General features: G+C 65.1%; 13 protein-coding genes. 11 read left to right on the top strand and 2 right to left on the bottom strand.

Features of this window, described 5'->3' with window-relative positions; all coding sequences use genetic code 11:
• The first annotated feature begins 47 nt into the window (after positions 1–47).
• From H0A72_RS04855 to H0A72_RS04830, 6 genes are all read left to right on the top strand, one after another.
• On the top strand, positions 48–2,183 hold the full coding sequence (locus tag H0A72_RS04855) for a DNA polymerase III subunit gamma/tau (RefSeq protein ID WP_180153917.1): 2,136 nt from the start codon (positions 48–50) through the stop codon (positions 2,181–2,183).
• Positions 2,184–2,250: 67 nt separating this feature from the next.
• Entirely contained in the window at positions 2,251–2,577 is a 327-nt protein-coding gene (locus H0A72_RS04850; RefSeq protein WP_180067672.1) for a YbaB/EbfC family nucleoid-associated protein, read from the top strand.
• A 3-nt stretch (positions 2,578–2,580) separates the two neighbouring features.
• The gene (gene recR / locus H0A72_RS04845) at positions 2,581–3,189 is read left to right on the top strand and encodes a recombination mediator RecR (protein WP_180153916.1); all 609 of its coding nucleotides are present in this window, start codon (positions 2,581–2,583) and stop codon (positions 3,187–3,189) included.
• Between the two features lie 159 nt (positions 3,190–3,348).
• Positions 3,349–4,389 (top strand): ABC transporter substrate-binding protein, encoded by a 1,041-nt coding sequence (locus tag H0A72_RS04840; RefSeq protein WP_180153915.1) that lies wholly within the window; start codon positions 3,349–3,351, stop codon positions 4,387–4,389.
• Entirely contained in the window at positions 4,382–5,191 is an 810-nt protein-coding gene (locus tag H0A72_RS04835) for an ABC transporter ATP-binding protein (RefSeq protein ID WP_180153914.1), read from the top strand. Before H0A72_RS04840 ends, H0A72_RS04835 begins: the two co-directional genes overlap by 8 nt.
• 1 nt (position 5,192) lies before the next feature.
• Positions 5,193–5,987: an ABC transporter permease gene (locus H0A72_RS04830; protein ID WP_180153913.1), complete on the top strand. Its 795-nt coding sequence runs from the start codon at positions 5,193–5,195 to the stop codon at positions 5,985–5,987.
• 64 nt (positions 5,988–6,051) lie between these two features.
• Here H0A72_RS04830 and tal read toward each other — a convergent pair whose 3' ends face one another.
• Positions 6,052–7,008 carry a transaldolase gene (tal, locus tag H0A72_RS04825; RefSeq protein ID WP_180153912.1) on the bottom strand — a complete coding sequence of 319 codons (957 nt, stop codon included), beginning with the start codon at positions 7,006–7,008 and terminating at the stop codon, positions 6,052–6,054.
• Between the two features lie 166 nt (positions 7,009–7,174).
• Between tal and carA the strand changes: the two genes are divergently transcribed.
• From carA to H0A72_RS04810, 3 genes are read left to right on the top strand one after another with little or no spacing between them, the layout of a single operon-like run.
• Entirely contained in the window at positions 7,175–8,329 is a 1,155-nt protein-coding gene (gene carA / locus H0A72_RS04820; RefSeq protein WP_425502466.1) for a glutamine-hydrolyzing carbamoyl-phosphate synthase small subunit, read from the top strand.
• Positions 8,330–8,338: 9 nt separating this feature from the next.
• Positions 8,339–11,581 (top strand): carbamoyl-phosphate synthase large subunit, encoded by a 3,243-nt coding sequence (carB, locus tag H0A72_RS04815; RefSeq protein ID WP_180153911.1) that lies wholly within the window; start codon positions 8,339–8,341, stop codon positions 11,579–11,581.
• A gap of 18 nt (positions 11,582–11,599) precedes the next feature.
• Positions 11,600–12,358, top strand: a complete 759-nt coding sequence (locus H0A72_RS04810; RefSeq protein ID WP_180153910.1) for an SDR family oxidoreductase — start codon at positions 11,600–11,602, stop codon at positions 12,356–12,358.
• 9 nt (positions 12,359–12,367) lie between these two features.
• Here the strand turns inward: H0A72_RS04810 and H0A72_RS04805 are convergent, their stop codons facing one another.
• Complete coding sequence (locus H0A72_RS04805) at positions 12,368–13,015, bottom strand: histidine phosphatase family protein (protein WP_180153909.1); 648 nt, start codon at positions 13,013–13,015, stop codon at positions 12,368–12,370.
• 135 nt (positions 13,016–13,150) lie between these two features.
• Between H0A72_RS04805 and H0A72_RS04800 the strand changes: the two genes are divergently transcribed.
• On the top strand, positions 13,151–14,473 hold the full coding sequence (locus H0A72_RS04800) for a solute carrier family 23 protein (RefSeq protein ID WP_180153908.1): 1,323 nt from the start codon (positions 13,151–13,153) through the stop codon (positions 14,471–14,473).
• A 249-nt stretch (positions 14,474–14,722) separates the two neighbouring features.
• A complete protein-coding gene (greA, locus tag H0A72_RS04795) occupies positions 14,723–15,199 on the top strand; it encodes a transcription elongation factor GreA (RefSeq protein ID WP_180153907.1) in 477 nt (158 codons plus the stop codon).
• Positions 15,200–15,285 lie beyond the last annotated feature (86 nt).

Genomic DNA, 15,285 nt, shown 5'->3' with positions numbered 1-15,285 from the left:
ACTTTTCGTTTACCCATCACGATAGCTCCCGGTTTCAGGCTCCTTGCATGACATATCTGGTATTGGCGCGTAAATGGCGGCCCCGTTCGTTTGACACCCTGATCGGCCAGGACCACGTGGTACGCGCCCTGACGCACGCGCTGTCCACCCAGCGCCTGCATCATGCCTGGCTGTTCACGGGCACGCGCGGTGTCGGCAAGACCACGCTGTCGCGCATACTGGCCAAGTCCCTCAATTGCGAAGCCGGCATCACCGCCCAGCCCTGCGGCGTCTGCCGCGCCTGCACCGAAATCGACGCGGGCCGCTTCGTCGATTATGTCGAACTGGATGCGGCCTCCAACCGTGGTGTCGAGGAAATGACGCAGCTGCTCGAACAGGCCGTCTATGCGCCCGGCAGCGGCCGCTTCAAGGTCTACATGATCGACGAAGTGCACATGCTTACCGGCCACGCGTTCAACGCCATGCTCAAGACGCTGGAAGAGCCTCCGCCCCACGTCAAATTCATACTCGCCACGACCGACCCCCAGAAAATCCCGGTCACGGTGCTGTCGCGCTGCCTGCAGTTCAACCTGAAGCAGATGACGGCCGACGCCATCGTCGGCCATCTGCAGGACATCCTCGCGCAAGAGGGCGTCGAGTTCGAGACGCCGGCGCTGCGCCTGCTGGCCCAGGCGGCGTCCGGCTCGATGCGCGACGCCCTGTCCCTGACCGACCAGGCGATTGCCTACAGCGCGGGCAACATCAGCAGCGAAGCCATCCAGGGCATGCTGGGCACCATCGACCAGCGCCATCTGGCGGCATTGCTGCGCGCGCTCGCCGCGAGCGACGCCAGGCAAGTGCTGAAGGTGGCCGACGAGCTCGCGAATCGCGGCCTGTCCTATTCGGGCGCCCTGGCCGATCTCGCCGTCCTGCTGTCCCGCGTGGCGATGCAGCAGCGGGTGCCGGGCCTGACGCCGGCGGACGACCCCCTGGCCGAAGACATCGCGGCGCTGGCCGGCCTGCTGCATCCGGACTACGTGCAGCTGTTCTATTCCGTGGCGGTGCACAGCCGGCAGGAACTCGCCCTGGCGCCCGACGAATACGCCGGCTTCGTCATGGCCTGCCTGCGCATGCTGTCGCTGGTCCCCGGCGGTTCGCCGGCGGCCGCGCCGCCCTCACCGGGCGCCGATGCGTCGGCCGCCGCCGGTCCCGGCGTCGACGCGCCGGCAAGCACGCAAGCCGCGGCGGCTCCGCTGGAGGCGTCGCCGTCCCGGGCGGCCCACGACGCCTCGTCCGTCGGCAACGCAGCGGATCATGCCGCGGCTGCCGAGGGCGCGGACGGCGATGCCGCAACGAAAGGCGCCGCAGCGGCATCCGCGGGCATTGCCGCGGCCACATCTCCAGACATCCCGGCCGCCGATGCGGGCTCCTGGGCCGACCACGACGTCCCCGCCTGGGAACCCCTTCCATCGGACGGCGAGCAGGCGGCAAGCGAAGAGCCGGCCGCCGCCCAGCCGATGGAACCGGCACCCGAATCCCCGGCGCCGGCGTCCTCTCCCGCCCCGGATCCGCAAGGCGAAAGCGACTCCCACGGCGGCGGGCTCGATGACGCCCGGTTCGACAGCGATCAATTCGACGGCGGCCAATTCGACGACGCCCGCTTCGAACCGGTCTACATGGACGAGGACGGCGGCTACGCGCCTGTGGACGACTTCGAAGCCCTGGCCGGCTACGAGCCGGACTCCGTGCCCATGGTGTTCGCGGAACCGCCCAAGAAGGCGCGCTCCCCCCGCTTGCGGGACATGTCCCCCAGCGGCTGGCCGGCGCTTGCCGCGACCCTGCCCGTGACGGGGCTGGCGGCCGAGCTCGCCCGGCAAAGCGAGTGGCTGGGCGCCGAGGGCGATACGGTCCGCCTGCGCGTGGCCGTGCGCAGCCTGGCTGAAAGCCCCGGCAAGGCCCGCCTGCGCACGGTGCTGTCCGAGCACTTCGGCACCGTCGTCCAGCTCGATGTCGAATATGGCGCCACGGGCGACGAAACCGCCCATGCCGTCGAGCAGGCGCGCAGGGCCCAGCGCCAGAAGGACGCCGAACGAGCGGTGGCGAACGACGCTTTCGTACGGACCCTGATCGCCGAGTTCGGCGCCACGGTGGTGCCGGGTTCCATCAGCGCCGCGCCCGAGCATCGGGCGGCCCCGCAACGCTGAAAGGCAGCGGCATGAGGCCGGGCGTTTTTCTTCTTCTTTACCATACTCATCTCAGGAAAAATCAATCATGATGAAAGGACAGATCGCGGGCCTGATGCGCCAGGCGCAGCAAATGCAGGAAAACATGAAGAAGGCCCAGGAAGCGCTGGCCGAGATCGTCGTCGAAGGCGCATCGGGCGGCGGGCTCGTCAAGGTGTCCATGTCCTGCCGGCACGACGTCAAGCGCGTGACGATAGATCCCAGCCTGCTCGCCGACGACAAAGACATGCTCGAGGACCTGGTCGCGGCCGCTTTCAACGACGCCTTGCGCAAGGCGGAAACGACTTCCCAGGAAAAAATGGCTTCGGTCACGGCAGGCATGCCCTTGCCCCCCGGGATGAAACTGCCGTTCTGATAAATGGAAGCGCCTTTGCCAGAGCCTGAACCGCTGAAGGCTCTCATCGAATCCCTGCGCCGCCTGCCGGGCGTGGGGGTCCGGTCCGCCCGGCGCATGGCCTACCACCTGCTGCAGCACGACCAGCCGGGCGCCGAGCAGCTCAGCCGCGCGCTGTCTTCGGCGCTGCGGGACCTGCGCCATTGCGCGCGGTGCAATGGCTTCACCGAAGAGGAAATCTGCGCCACCTGCAGCAATCCCAAGCGCGATCCGTCCATCTTGTGCATCGTCGAGACTCCGGCGGACCAGAACATGATCGAGTCCAGCCATGGGTATCGGGGGCTGTACTATGTGCTGATGGGCCGGCTCGCGCCGCTCGAGGGCATAGGCCCCGATGAGCTGCGGTTCGACAGGCTGTTGAAGCGGGTGGATGACGGGCTGGTGAAAGAGGTCATACTGGCCACCAATTTCACGGCCGAAGGCGAGACGACGGCGCATTACCTGTCCGAGCTGCTGCAGTCGCGCGGCATCGCGGTGAGCCGTCTTGCGCGAGGGGTGCCGGCGGGCAGCGAGCTCGAGTATGTCGATGCGGGGACCATCGCCTGGGCGCTGATGGAGCGGCGCAGTACCTGAAGGGCGGTCGCGGAACTCGCCCGCCGCTCCGGCCGGAAAGAGAATCGGAATGAATAGGGATATCCATGAGCCCAGCGGTCCTATCCGCTTGCCGCGCCTGATCTCATGTAATATGACGAAAAAATCGGGCCCCCGTGCCTACAATTCAGGAGATCCCTAATGTCCTTGTCTCGTCGCGATATGCTCAAGTTGGCGGGTGTAGCCGGTGCAGCGGCCGTCGCCCCTCGTTTTGCCGGCGCCCAGGCGCTGGAAAAGAAAGACGTGGTGATTGCCGTGGGTGGCCAGGCGCTCATCTATTATCTGCCCTTGTCCATCGCCCATGTGAACGGCTACTTCAAGGACGAAGGGCTGGACGCGAAGATCGTCGATTTCGCCGGCGGTTCCAAGGCGCTGCAAGCCGTGGTCGGCGGCAGCGCCGACGTGGTTTCGGGCGCGTTCGAGCATACGATCAACCTGCAGTCCAAGGGGCAGGCCTATCGCGCCTTCGCCCAGCAGGGCCACGCGCCCATGATCGTGCTGGCGGTCTCCAAGAAAACCATGGCCGGCTACAAAAGCCCTGCCGACCTGAAAGGCAAGAAGGTCGGCGTCACGGCGCCGGGGTCGTCCACCAACATGATGGTCAGCTTCTACCTGGCTCAGCACGGCCTCAAGCCCACCGACGTCTCCATCGTCGGGGTGGGCGCGGGGGCGGGCGCCATCACCGCCATGCGCACCGGCCAAATCGACGCCATCGCCAACCTGGATCCGGTCATCAGCACGCTCGTCAAGGAAGACGCCGTGCAGATCGTCGCCGATACCCGGACCATCAAGGACACCATCCAGATCTTCGGCGGCAACATGCCGTCCGGCTGCCTCTATACCTCGCAGGAATTCATCGACAAGCACCCCAATACGGTCCAGGCCCTGGCCAACGCCATCGTCCGGGCCGACAAATGGATACGGGCGTCCACGCCCGACCAGATCGCCAAGGTCGTGCCCGAAAGCTATCTGCTGGGCGACGTGGAGCTGTACAAGCTCGCCTTGCAAGGCAACAAGGAAGCGCTTTCGCCCGACGGCCGGGTGCCCGACGACGGCCCGCAGACCGCCTTGAACGCCTTGGCGGCTTTCGTGCCGAATTTCCCGAAAGACAAGATCGACGTAAGCAAGATCTGGACCAACGATTTCGTCAACAAGGCCAATCAAAAATACCCGAATGCCTGAAGCCGCCCTGTCGCTTGAAAACATTACCTGCACCTTCGCCTCGAACGAAAGTGCGGGTAAAAGCTATACCGCCGTCCAAGACGCCTCTTTGTCCATCGCGCCCGGCGAGTTCGTCTCGGTGGTGGGCCCCACGGGCTGCGGGAAGTCCACATTGCTGAACGTCGGGGCGGGGCTGCTCGCGCCCTCGTCGGGCCAGGTCAGGGTGTTCGGCCAGGTGCTGCAGGGGGTGAACCAGCGGGCGGGCTACATGTTCCAGGGCGAAGCGCTGATGCCCTGGCGCAGCGCGCTCAGCAACGTCACCGCGGGGCTGGAGTTCGCCGGCGTCCCGGCGGCGGAAGCGCAGGAGCGCGGCCGCGATTGGCTGAAAAGAGTGGGGCTCGGCGGTTTCGAGAACCGCTATCCGCACCAGATGTCGGGCGGCATGCGCAAACGGACCATGCTGGCCCAGACGCTCATCCGCGATCCCGACATCATCCTCATGGACGAGCCCTTTTCCGCGCTCGACGTCCAGACGCGCCAGCTGATGGAAAACGAGGTCCTGGAAATCTGGATGGCCAAGCGCAAGGCCGTGCTGTTCATCACCCATGACCTGGACGAGGCCATCGCCATGAGCGACCGCGTGGTGGTGCTGTCGGCCGGGCCCGCCACGCATCCCATCGGCGAGTTCGGCATCGATATTCCGCGTCCGCGCGACGTGGCCGAAGTGCGCACGAATCCGCGCTTCGTCGAACTGCACAAGGCGATCTGGGATGTCTTGCGCGAAGAAGTGCTCAAGGGCTATGCCCAACAGAAGCGGGCTTGAGATGTCGAAGTCGAACAAAAATCATTCCCTTTCCCTGCGGTTCTGGCAGGTGTTGCTGCTGGTGGTGGTCGTTCTGGCCTGGCATTTTGCGTCCCAGGACAGGAACTTCGCCTTCTTCTTCGGGCAGCCCGTCGAGGTCGCGAAGGTCATCTGGGCGTGGTTCGTGACGAACGGCGACATCTACCGGCACCTGGGCGTCACGCTCACGGAAACCATGCTGGCCTTCGTGATCGGAACGGTCGCGGGCCTGGGTTTCGGGCTATGGCTGGGCCTGTCGCGCGGGGCGAGCGCGCTGCTGGATCCATACATCACCGCGCTGAACTCGATGCCGCGCGTCATCCTGGCGCCGATTTTCGGCATGTGGTTCGGCCTGGGCATCTGGTCCAAGGTGGCGCTGGCGGTCACGCTGGTGTTCTTCATCGTGTTCTTCAACGTGTACCAGGGGGTGCGCGAGGTCAGCACGACGCTGCTCGACAATGCGCGCATGCTGGGCGCCAACCGCAAGCAGCTCTTGCGCCACGTGTACATTCCTTCGGCGACCAGCTGGGTGTTTTCGAGCCTCCACACCTCGGTCGGGCTGGCTTTCGTGGGCGCCGTGGTCGGCGAATACCTGGGGTCCGCGAGCGGGGTCGGCTACCTGATCCTGCAGGCGGAAGGCACGCTGGACGTGAACACGGTGTTCGCGGGCATCGTGGTGCTGACGGTGTTCGCGCTGTTGCTGGATGGCGCCGTCACCCTGTTTGAAGACCGCATACTGGCCTGGAAGCCCAAGGCGGGCGAAACGGAAAAGCTGTAGGGCGCCGGGGTCGCCCCGTGGCCGGACCCCATTGCGGCGCCCGGCCCCGGCGGCGTTCTTTCTGTTACCGGCGCGCCTCGGCGATCAGCGCATCCAGCTTCTGGGCATCGGCGACAAAGACCCGGATCCCTTCCGCGAGCTTCTCCGTCGCCATGGCGTCCTGGTTCAGTTCCGTCCGGAAAGCGACTTCATTGCTCGCCATCCAGACCGGCGCATTCTTCCGCGCGTCCTCCGGATTCAGCTTTCTTTCCAGCGGCTCCGTGCTGGAAGCGAGCTCGTTCAGCAAATCAGGGCTGATCGTCAATAAATCGCAGCCCGCAAGCGCGCGGATCTGCCCGATGTTCCGGAAGCTCGCCCCCATGATCTCCGTGGGAACATCGTAGGCCTTGTAATAATCGTAAATTCTTTTTACCGACTGCACGCCGGGATCCGCCGCGCCCGCGTTCGCGGCCTCGTCCCAATTGGCTCCGGCGGCCTTCTTGTGCCAATCGTAGATGCGCCCCACGAAAGGCGAGATCAGCTGCGCCTTCGCCTGCGCGCACGCCACCGCCTGCGGCAGCGAGAAAAGCAGCGTCATGTTGCAGCGTATGCCCTCGGCCTGCAGCACCTTGGCCGCTTGTATGCCCTCCCAGGTGGACGCCAGCTTGATCAGCACCCGTTCCCGCTCCACGCCCGCGCGCTGGTATAGCGCGATGATCTGGCGGGCGCGCTCGATGCTGGCCTGGGCGTCGAAAGACAGCCGCGCATCGACCTCGGTGGAGACGCGGCCGGGGATGATGCCCAGTATTTCGCGGCCGAAGGCGACGAGCAGCTGGTCGGCCAGTTCGCTGCTGGGACTGTTCCGGTTGTCCGCGATCACCTTTTCCAGCAAGGGACGGTTGCCCGGCTGCTGCACGGCCTTCAGGATCAGCGTGGGGTTGGTGGTGGCGTCCGTGGGACGGTATTTGCGCATTGTCTCGAAATCGCCGGTATCGGCGACCACGGTTGTAAACTGGCGCAAAGAATCAAGTTGATTGGACATAGTTTTTACACCGATTAAAACAATACAGAGTCATGGTCGGCTACTGTAGACGATTTTCATGGCGCGGGCAGCCGCAGGCCCCATTGTTACATGGGTTTGCCGGGCCCAAGGCGACTCAAGGTATAATCGGAAGGTTTAATTACTGACTTTATAACCGGGGTTTACAGTGCTACCGTCACTCTTTTCCGAGGGCGCCCAAGCGGCTCCCACAGCAATTCTTGCCCTGGCGGACGGTACCATCTTCAAGGGTGTCTCTATCGGCGCCGATGGTTATTGCGTCGCCGAAGTCGTCTTCAATACCGCCATGACCGGCTATCAGGAAATCCTGACCGATCCCAGCTACAGCGGCCAAATCGTAACCTTGACTTACCCGCACATCGGCAACACCGGTGTCAACGACGAAGACGTCGAATCCACGCAGGTGCACGCCGCCGGCCTCGTGGTGCGCGACTGTTCCTTGCGCGTGTCGAATTACCGCGCCACCAAATCCCTGCCCGAATACCTCAAGGAAGAGGGCGTCGTCGCCATCTCGGGGGTGGACACGCGCAAGCTTACGCGCATCCTGCGCGACGGCGGGGCGCAGGGCGGGTGCATCCTGGTGGGCGACGACGTCGACCGCGCGCTGGAACTGGCCCGCCAGTTCCCGGGCATGTCCGGCCAGGACCTGGCCAGCACGGTGTCCACCAAGCAGCCCAACGACTGGCGCGGCGGCACTTGGCAGATCGGCAAGGGGTTCGCCGATCCGGCCGAAAACACCTACCACGTGGTCGCCTACGACTACGGCATCAAGACCAACATCCTGCGTCTGCTGGCCGACCGCGGCTGCCGGATCACGCTGGTGCCCGCGCAGACGCCGGTGGAAGAAGTCCTGGCCCTGAAGCCGGACGGCATTTTCCTTTCCAACGGCCCCGGCGACCCCGAACCCTGCAACTACGCCATCGACACCTGCAAGGCGGCGCTCGAGCGCAAGATCCCGCTGTTCGGCATTTGCCTGGGGCAGCAGATCCTCGGCCTGGGGCTGGGCGCCAAGACGGTCAAGATGAAAGCCGGCCATCATGGCGCCAACCATCCCGTGCAGGACCTCGACACGGGCAGGGTGTTCATCACCAGCCAGAATCACGGCTTCAACGTCGACGCCGATTCACTGCCGCCCAATGCGCGCGTCACCCACGTGTCCCTGTTCGACGGCACGCTTCAGGGTTTCGAGCTCACCGACAGCCCCGCCTTCTGCTTCCAGGGGCATCCCGAGGCCAGCCCCGGCCCGCACGACATCGTGGTGCTCTTCGACAAATTCATCAGCCTCATGGCCGCAAAAAAATAATTCAGCATTATGCCAAAGCGTACAGACATAAAAAGCATACTCATCATCGGGGCCGGCCCGATCATCATCGGCCAGGCCTGCGAATTCGACTATTCCGGCGCCCAGGCGTGCAAGGCGCTCAAGGCCGACGGCTATCGCACCATACTGGTCAACAGCAACCCCGCCACCATCATGACGGACCCGGAAACGGCGGACGTCACCTACATCGAGCCCATCACCTGGCAGGCCGTTGAAAAAATCATCGAGCGCGAAAAGCCCGATGCCCTGCTGCCCACCATGGGCGGCCAGACGGCGCTGAACTGCGCGCTCGACCTGGTCCGCCACGGCGTGCTTGCCAAGCATGGCGTCGAGCTCATCGGCGCGAACGAGCATGCCATCGAAAAGGCCGAAGACCGCCAGAAGTTCAAGCTCGCCATGGACGCCATCGGCCTCGAATCGGCCAAGTCCGGCGTCGCGCACTCCATGGAAGAAGCCTGGGAAGTCCAGCGCCGCATCGGCGAAGAAGCGGGCGGTTCGGGCTTCCCCGTGGTCATCCGCCCCAGCTTCACCATGGGCGGAACCGGCGGCGGCATCGCCTACAACAGCGAAGAATTCGAAAGCATTTGCCGGCGCGGCCTGGAGGCCTCGCCGACCAGCGAGCTGCTGATCGAGGAATCGCTGCTGGGCTGGAAGGAATTCGAAATGGAGGTCGTGCGCGACAAGGCCGACAACTGCATCATCGTCTGCTCCATCGAGAACCTGGACCCCATGGGCGTGCACACCGGCGACTCCATCACCGTGGCGCCGGCCCAGACGCTGACCGACAAGGAATACCAGGTCATGCGCAACGCCTCCATTGCCGTCCTGCGTGAAATCGGCGTGGACACCGGCGGGTCCAACGTGCAGTTCGCGGTCAATCCGGCCAACGGCCGCCTGATCGTCATCGAAATGAATCCGCGCGTGTCGCGCTCCTCGGCGCTCGCCTCCAAGGCCACCGGCTTCCCCATCGCCAAGGTCGCCGCGCGGCTGGCCGTGGGCTACACGCTCGACGAGCTCAAGAACGAAATCACCGGCGGCGCCACCCCGGCTTCCTTCGAGCCGGCCATCGACTACGTCGTGACCAAGGTGCCGCGCTTCGCCTTCGAGAAATTCCCGCAGGCCGATTCGCGCCTGACGACGCAAATGAAGTCCGTGGGCGAGGTCATGGCCATCGGCCGCACCTTCCAGGAATCCTTCCAGAAGGCCTTGCGCGGCCTCGAAGTCGGGGTCGACGGCCTGAACCAGAAGACCACCGATCGCGAGAAGCTGCAGGTCGAGCTGGGCGAGCCCGGCCCCGAGCGCATCTGGTACGTGGGCGACGCCTTCGCGCAGGGGTTCACCCTGGAAGAGGTCCATGCCCTGACCAGCATCGATCCCTGGTTCCTCGCGCAGATCAAGGAAATCGTCGACATCGAACTCGCGCTCGAACAAAAGACCCTGGCCGACCTCGACTATGAAACCGTCTGGCAGCTGAAGCGCCGCGGCTTCTCGGACCGCCGGCTGGCCTTCCTGCTGGACACGTCCGAATCCGAAGTGCGCAAGCTGCGCCACCAGCTGGGCGTGCGGCCGGTGTACAAGCGCGTCGATACCTGCGCGGGCGAGTTCCCCACGCGCACCGCGTACATGTACTCCACCTACGAGGACGAATGCGAGGCCGCGCCCACCGACCGCAAGAAGATCATCGTGCTGGGCGGCGGGCCCAACCGCATCGGCCAGGGCATCGAGTTCGACTATTGCTGCGTGCACGCCGCGCTGGCGCTGCGGGAAGACGGCTATGAAACCATCATGGTCAACTGCAATCCCGAAACGGTTTCCACCGACTACGACACGTCCGACCGCCTCTATTTCGAGCCCCTGACCCTCGAAGACGTGCTCGAGATCGTGCACAAGGAAAACCCCATCGGCATGATCGTCCAGTACGGCGGGCAGACTCCGCTCAAGCTGGCGCGCGCGCTGGAAGCCAACGGCGTGCCCATCATCGGGACCAGCCCCGAGTCCATCGACGTCGCCGAGGACCGCGAGCGCTTCCAGAAGCTGCTGAACAAGCTCGGCCTGCGCCAGCCGCCCAACCGCACCGCGCGCACCGAAGGCGAGGCCCTGTCGCTCGCCGCCGAAATCGGCTACCCCCTGGTGGTTCGCCCCAGCTACGTGCTGGGCGGCCGCGCCATGGAAATCGTCCACGAGCAGCAGGACCTGGAGCGCTACATGCGCGAGGCCGTCAAGGTCAGCAATGATTCCCCGGTGCTGCTGGACCACTTCCTGAACAACGCGACGGAAGTCGACGTGGACTGTCTGGCCGACGGCGAGACCGTCTTCATCGGCGGGGTGATGGAACACATCGAACAGGCCGGCGTCCACTCCGGCGATTCCGCGTGCAGCCTGCCTCCCTATTCGCTGTCCAGCGAGACCATCGCCGAGATCAAGCGCCAGACCACGCTGATGGCCCGCGCGCTGAACGTGAAGGGCCTGATGAACGTGCAGTTCGCCATCCAGGACGGCGACGTCTACGTGCTCGAAGTCAACCCGCGCGCATCGCGCACCGTGCCTTATGTTTCCAAGGCGACGGGGCTGCAGCTGGCCAAGATCGCGGCGCGCGCCATGGCCGGCAAGACGCTCGCCGCGCAGGGCGTCACCCGCGAGGTCGTGCCGCCGTACTACTCCGTCAAAGAGGCGGTCTTCCCCTTCGTCAAGTTCCCGGGCGTGGACACCATCCTGGGGCCTGAAATGAAATCCACCGGCGAAGTCATGGGCGTGGGCCAAAGCTTCGGCGAAGCCTTCGTCAAGTCGCAACTGGCCGCCGGCGTGCTGCTGCCCGAAAAAGGCACGGCCTTCATCAGCGTGCGGGCGCAAGACAAGCCCCGCGCCGTCGAAGTGGCCCGCGGCCTGGTCGAACTCGGCTTCAAGATCATCGCGACGCGCGGCACCGCGGCCGCCATCGAAGAAGCGGGCTTGCCCGTGCAAGTGGTCAACAAGGTCACGGAAGGGCGCCCGCACATCGTCGACATGATCAAGAACGGCGAGATCGCCATGGTCATCAACACGGTCGAGGAACGCCGCAACGCCATTGCGGATTCGCGCACCATACGCACGAATTCGCTGGCGGCGCGGGTCACCTTCTTCACGACCATCGCCGGCGCCCGGGCCGCGGTCGAAGGCCTGCAGTACCTGCGCAAGGGCGACGGGCTCAAGGTCTATGCCTTGCAGGACCTGCATGCGTCGATTGCTGCCGTTTAGCAAGCGGCCCGCGCGCCGGTGAAGCGCATTTTCATCACAGGGGCGAGCAGCGGCATCGGCGCCGGGCTCGCCCGTTTTTATGCGGCCCGGGGCGCGCAGCTGGCGTTGCTGGGGCGGCGGGAAGCGGCGCTGGCCGAACTGCGCGCGTCGCTGCCCGGCCGGCATTCGATCTATGCCGTCGATGCCACCGATCGCCGCGCCCTGCATGCGGCGGCCCAGGATTTCCTCGCCGCGGGCCCGGTCGACACGGTGATCGCGAGCGCCGGCATCAGCGCCGGCACGCTGACCGAAGAGCCCGCGGACTACGATGTTTTCGCGGCCATCATGAACACGAACCTGCTGGCCACCGTGGCGACTTTCGAGCCTTTCATCGCGCCGATGAGGCAGCGGGGCGCGGGCAGGCTCGTCGGAATGGGCAGCGTGGCCGGGGTGCGCGGGCTGCCCGGCGCCGGGGCGTACAGCGCATCGAAGGCGGCCGTCCGGGCGTATTGCGAAAGCCTGCGGGTGGAATTGCGGTCCAGCGGCGTCAAGGTGGTGACGATCGCGCCGGGTTTCATCCAGACGCCGATGACGGCGCACAACCCCTATCGGATGCCGTTTCTGATGCCGGTGGAGCGATTCGTGCCCAGGGCGGCGCGGGCGATCGAGCGGGGTGTGCCGTACACCGTGATTCCGTGGCAGATGGGGGTGGTGGCGAAGCTGCTTCGCGCGGTGCCTGATGGCTTGTACGATTATTTCGCCGCGGGCCGGAAACGCAAGCCGCGAATCGGGGAGTGACGGCCCCCCCTACCAGACGTCGTCCAGCGCCTCGTTTTCCAGGTGGCCCGTATAGCCCCAGTCCTGGATGAACCAATCCCCGGGCCCCCGGATGCCGCAGCGATTGATGCTCACGTTCAGTATCGGGAAAGGCCGCTGCACATCCAGCGCCGCCCCGATGCTGCGCCGCCAGGCGATATCGATCACGCCGCCATGCGTGAACACCAGAACATTCTGGCCGGGGTGCCTGCCGGCGATCTCTTCGAAAGCCCGGCCGGCGCGCTGCGAAAACGCAAGATACGATTCCCCGCCCTCGATGGGCTGCTCCGGGTCGCGGAAATCCACGAGCGCCTTGCCGCCGGAAGCCATGCTGAGGCTGGACCAGTCCTCGCCCTGGTAAATGCCGTAGCTGCGCTCGCGCAGGCCCGGCTCACGGAAAATGGGCAGCCCCAGCGACCGGGCCGCGATCTGCGCCGTGTCGTAGGCCCTGCTGAGGTCGCTGCTGTATACGGCGTGGATGTCCGCCGTGAACGCGTCGGAAGCCAGGAAGCGGGCCAGTTGCGCGGCCTGCTTGCGCCCTGTTTCATTGAGCGGGATGTCAAGCCAGCCCTGCAGCCGGCGTTCCGCATTCCAAAGGGTTTCCCCATGCCGCACCAGCCAGAAGTGTGTCGTGTTCATGTCCAAAGCATGTCAAGGCGGATTTCGCCACAGTAAACCTATTAGATTACCGTAATTGTTGCAGTGAGGCACGCGGCGCACGTACACTTTCGCCTGCAACAAAAAAAGCGGATTCAATAAGAAAGGGCGAATTCCATGTCGAACTCCTATTTTCCCCGGTGGCGCAAGGTCGAGGGCGGCGCTTCCGGCGTCGTGGTGCAGCCTGACGAGCGCATGTCCTGGCCCCAGAACATCGCCATGGGCGCGCAGCACGTCGTCGCGATGTTCGGCTCCACCATCCTGGCGCCCCTGCTCATGGGGTTCGACGCCAATGTGGCCATCCTGATGTCCGGGATCGGCACGCTGATCTTCTTCCTGTTCGTCGGCGGGCGCGTTCCCAGCTACCTGGGGTCCAGCTTCGCCTTCATCGGCGGGGTCATCGCGGTGACGGGCTATGCGGGCGCGGGGGCCAATGCGAACATCGGCGTGGCGCTGGGCGCCATCATCGCCTGCGGCTTCGTCTACACCCTCATCGGCCTGCTGGTCTGGTGGGCCAATGCCCGCTCCGGCGGGGCGGCGCAATGGATCAACGCCTGGATGCCGCCGGTCGTGACGGGCGCCATCGTCGCCGTCATCGGCTTGAACCTGGCGCCCATCGCCGCCAAGGGCGCCATGGGCGGCAGCACCTTCGAGGCCGTGATGGCCCTGGTCACGGTATTGTGCGTGGGGGGCGTGGCCGTCTATACGCGCGGCACGGTCCAGCGGCTGCTCATCCTGGTGGGCCTGCTGCTGGCCTGCGTGATCTACGCCGTGCTGGCCAACGGCCTCGGGCTGGGCAAGCCCATCGATTTCAGCGGCGTCCACGCGGCGCCCTGGATCGGCCTGCCGCATTTTGCGGCGCCGGTGTTCGAACTGCACGCCATGAGCGTGATCGTGCCGGTGGCCATCATCCTGGTGGCCGAAAACCTCGGGCACATCAAGGCCGTCAGCGCCATGACGGGGCAGAACCTGGACGTCTACCTGGGCCGCGCCTTCGTGGGCGACGGCGTCGCCACCATGGTGTCCGGGGCGGTGGGCGGGACCGGCGTCACCACCTATGCCGAGAACATCGGGGTGATGACCGTGACTCGCATCTATTCGACGCTGGTGTTCGTCGTGGCGGCCCTGATCGCGGTGCTGCTGGGCTTTTCGCCCAAGTTCGGCGCCTTGATCCAGACCATTCCCGGGCCGGTGCTGGGCGGCATGTCGGTGGTGGTGTTCGGCCTGATCGCGGTGGCCGGGGCCCGCATCTGGGTCGTGAACCAGGTCGATTTCAGCGACAACCGCAACCTGATCGTCGCGGCCGTCACCCTGGTCCTGGGCGCGGGTAATTTTTCCTTGCAATTGGGCGCATTTCGCCTCGACGGCATCGGCACGGCCACTTTCGGCGCCATTATTCTGTACGCGCTGCTGCGGCGCAGTTCGCCCGCCGCGGCGTGATGCCGGCCGCGCCCGCCGCGGCGCCGGGCGGGCTTGCATTTTCCTCGAAGTTTGCCGACAATACAGACGTTCCCCCGGTTGTCCGTCATGCCGGGGGTTTATTTTGAACTAAGCCAAATTGTTGTTGACAGCTATAACAATCCAACGATCCCTTTAGTTCCACGCGCGGGCGGCATGCATGGCCGTCCCAATAATTTCGACAGGCGCTCCACGTGACGAGCGTCTTTTTACTTTTGAGTCAGGAATATTATGTCTGCGATCCCGTTGACAGTTCGCGGCGCTGAGCGCTTGCAAGCAGAACTACATCGTTTGAAAACCGTCGAGCGGCCGGAAGTCATCAATGCCATCGCCGAGGCGCGAGCGCAGGGCGACTTGTCGGAAAACGCCGAATACGACGCCGCGCGCGAGCGCCAGGCGTTCGTGGAAGGCCGCATCCAGGAACTGGAAAGCACGCTTTCCAACGCCCAGATCATCGACCCCGCCTCGCTGGACGTCGACGGCAAGGCCGTGTTCGGCGCCACCGTCGAAATCGAAGACCTGGAATCCGGCGAACGCGTCAAATACCAGATCGTGGGCGACGTCGAAGCCGACATCCGCTCGAATCTGATCTCGGTTTCCAGCCCGGTGGCCCGCGCCCTGATCGGCAAGGCCGAGGGCGACGTGGTCGAAGTCAAGGCCCCGGCCGGCATCCGCGAATACGAAGTGCTGAACATCAGCTATATCTGAAGTCCGGGGCGGCCCGGCGGCAGAGTCCGGCGCAACTGCCGCCGCCACGACACCCCCGGGGGCCTGCCGTCCAAAGTAAAAAAGCC

It is taken from the genome of Parapusillimonas granuli (assembly GCF_013416525.1).
Lineage (GTDB): Bacteria > Pseudomonadota > Gammaproteobacteria > Burkholderiales > Burkholderiaceae_B > Parapusillimonas > Parapusillimonas granuli.
Note: the sequence above shows the minus strand (reverse complement) of the source record. Positions and strands in the feature narration are given on the sequence as shown.

Coding starts and splice junctions, on each gene's coding strand:
- H0A72_RS04800 (WP_180153908.1), top strand. CDS start 13,151: ATGTCGAACTCCTATTTTCCCCGGTGGCGCAAGGTCGAGGGCGGCGCT.
- H0A72_RS04850 (WP_180067672.1), top strand. CDS start 2,251: ATGATGAAAGGACAGATCGCGGGCCTGATGCGCCAGGCGCAGCAAATG.
- recR (WP_180153916.1), top strand. CDS start 2,581: ATGGAAGCGCCTTTGCCAGAGCCTGAACCGCTGAAGGCTCTCATCGAA.
- tal (WP_180153912.1), bottom strand. CDS start 7,008: ATGTCCAATCAACTTGATTCTTTGCGCCAGTTTACAACCGTGGTCGCC.
- H0A72_RS04855 (WP_180153917.1), top strand. CDS start 48: ATGACATATCTGGTATTGGCGCGTAAATGGCGGCCCCGTTCGTTTGAC.
- H0A72_RS04835 (WP_180153914.1), top strand. CDS start 4,382: ATGCCTGAAGCCGCCCTGTCGCTTGAAAACATTACCTGCACCTTCGCC.
- H0A72_RS04830 (WP_180153913.1), top strand. CDS start 5,193: ATGTCGAAGTCGAACAAAAATCATTCCCTTTCCCTGCGGTTCTGGCAG.
- H0A72_RS04805 (WP_180153909.1), bottom strand. CDS start 13,015: ATGAACACGACACACTTCTGGCTGGTGCGGCATGGGGAAACCCTTTGG.
- greA (WP_180153907.1), top strand. CDS start 14,723: ATGTCTGCGATCCCGTTGACAGTTCGCGGCGCTGAGCGCTTGCAAGCA.
- H0A72_RS04840 (WP_180153915.1), top strand. CDS start 3,349: ATGTCCTTGTCTCGTCGCGATATGCTCAAGTTGGCGGGTGTAGCCGGT.
- carB (WP_180153911.1), top strand. CDS start 8,339: ATGCCAAAGCGTACAGACATAAAAAGCATACTCATCATCGGGGCCGGC.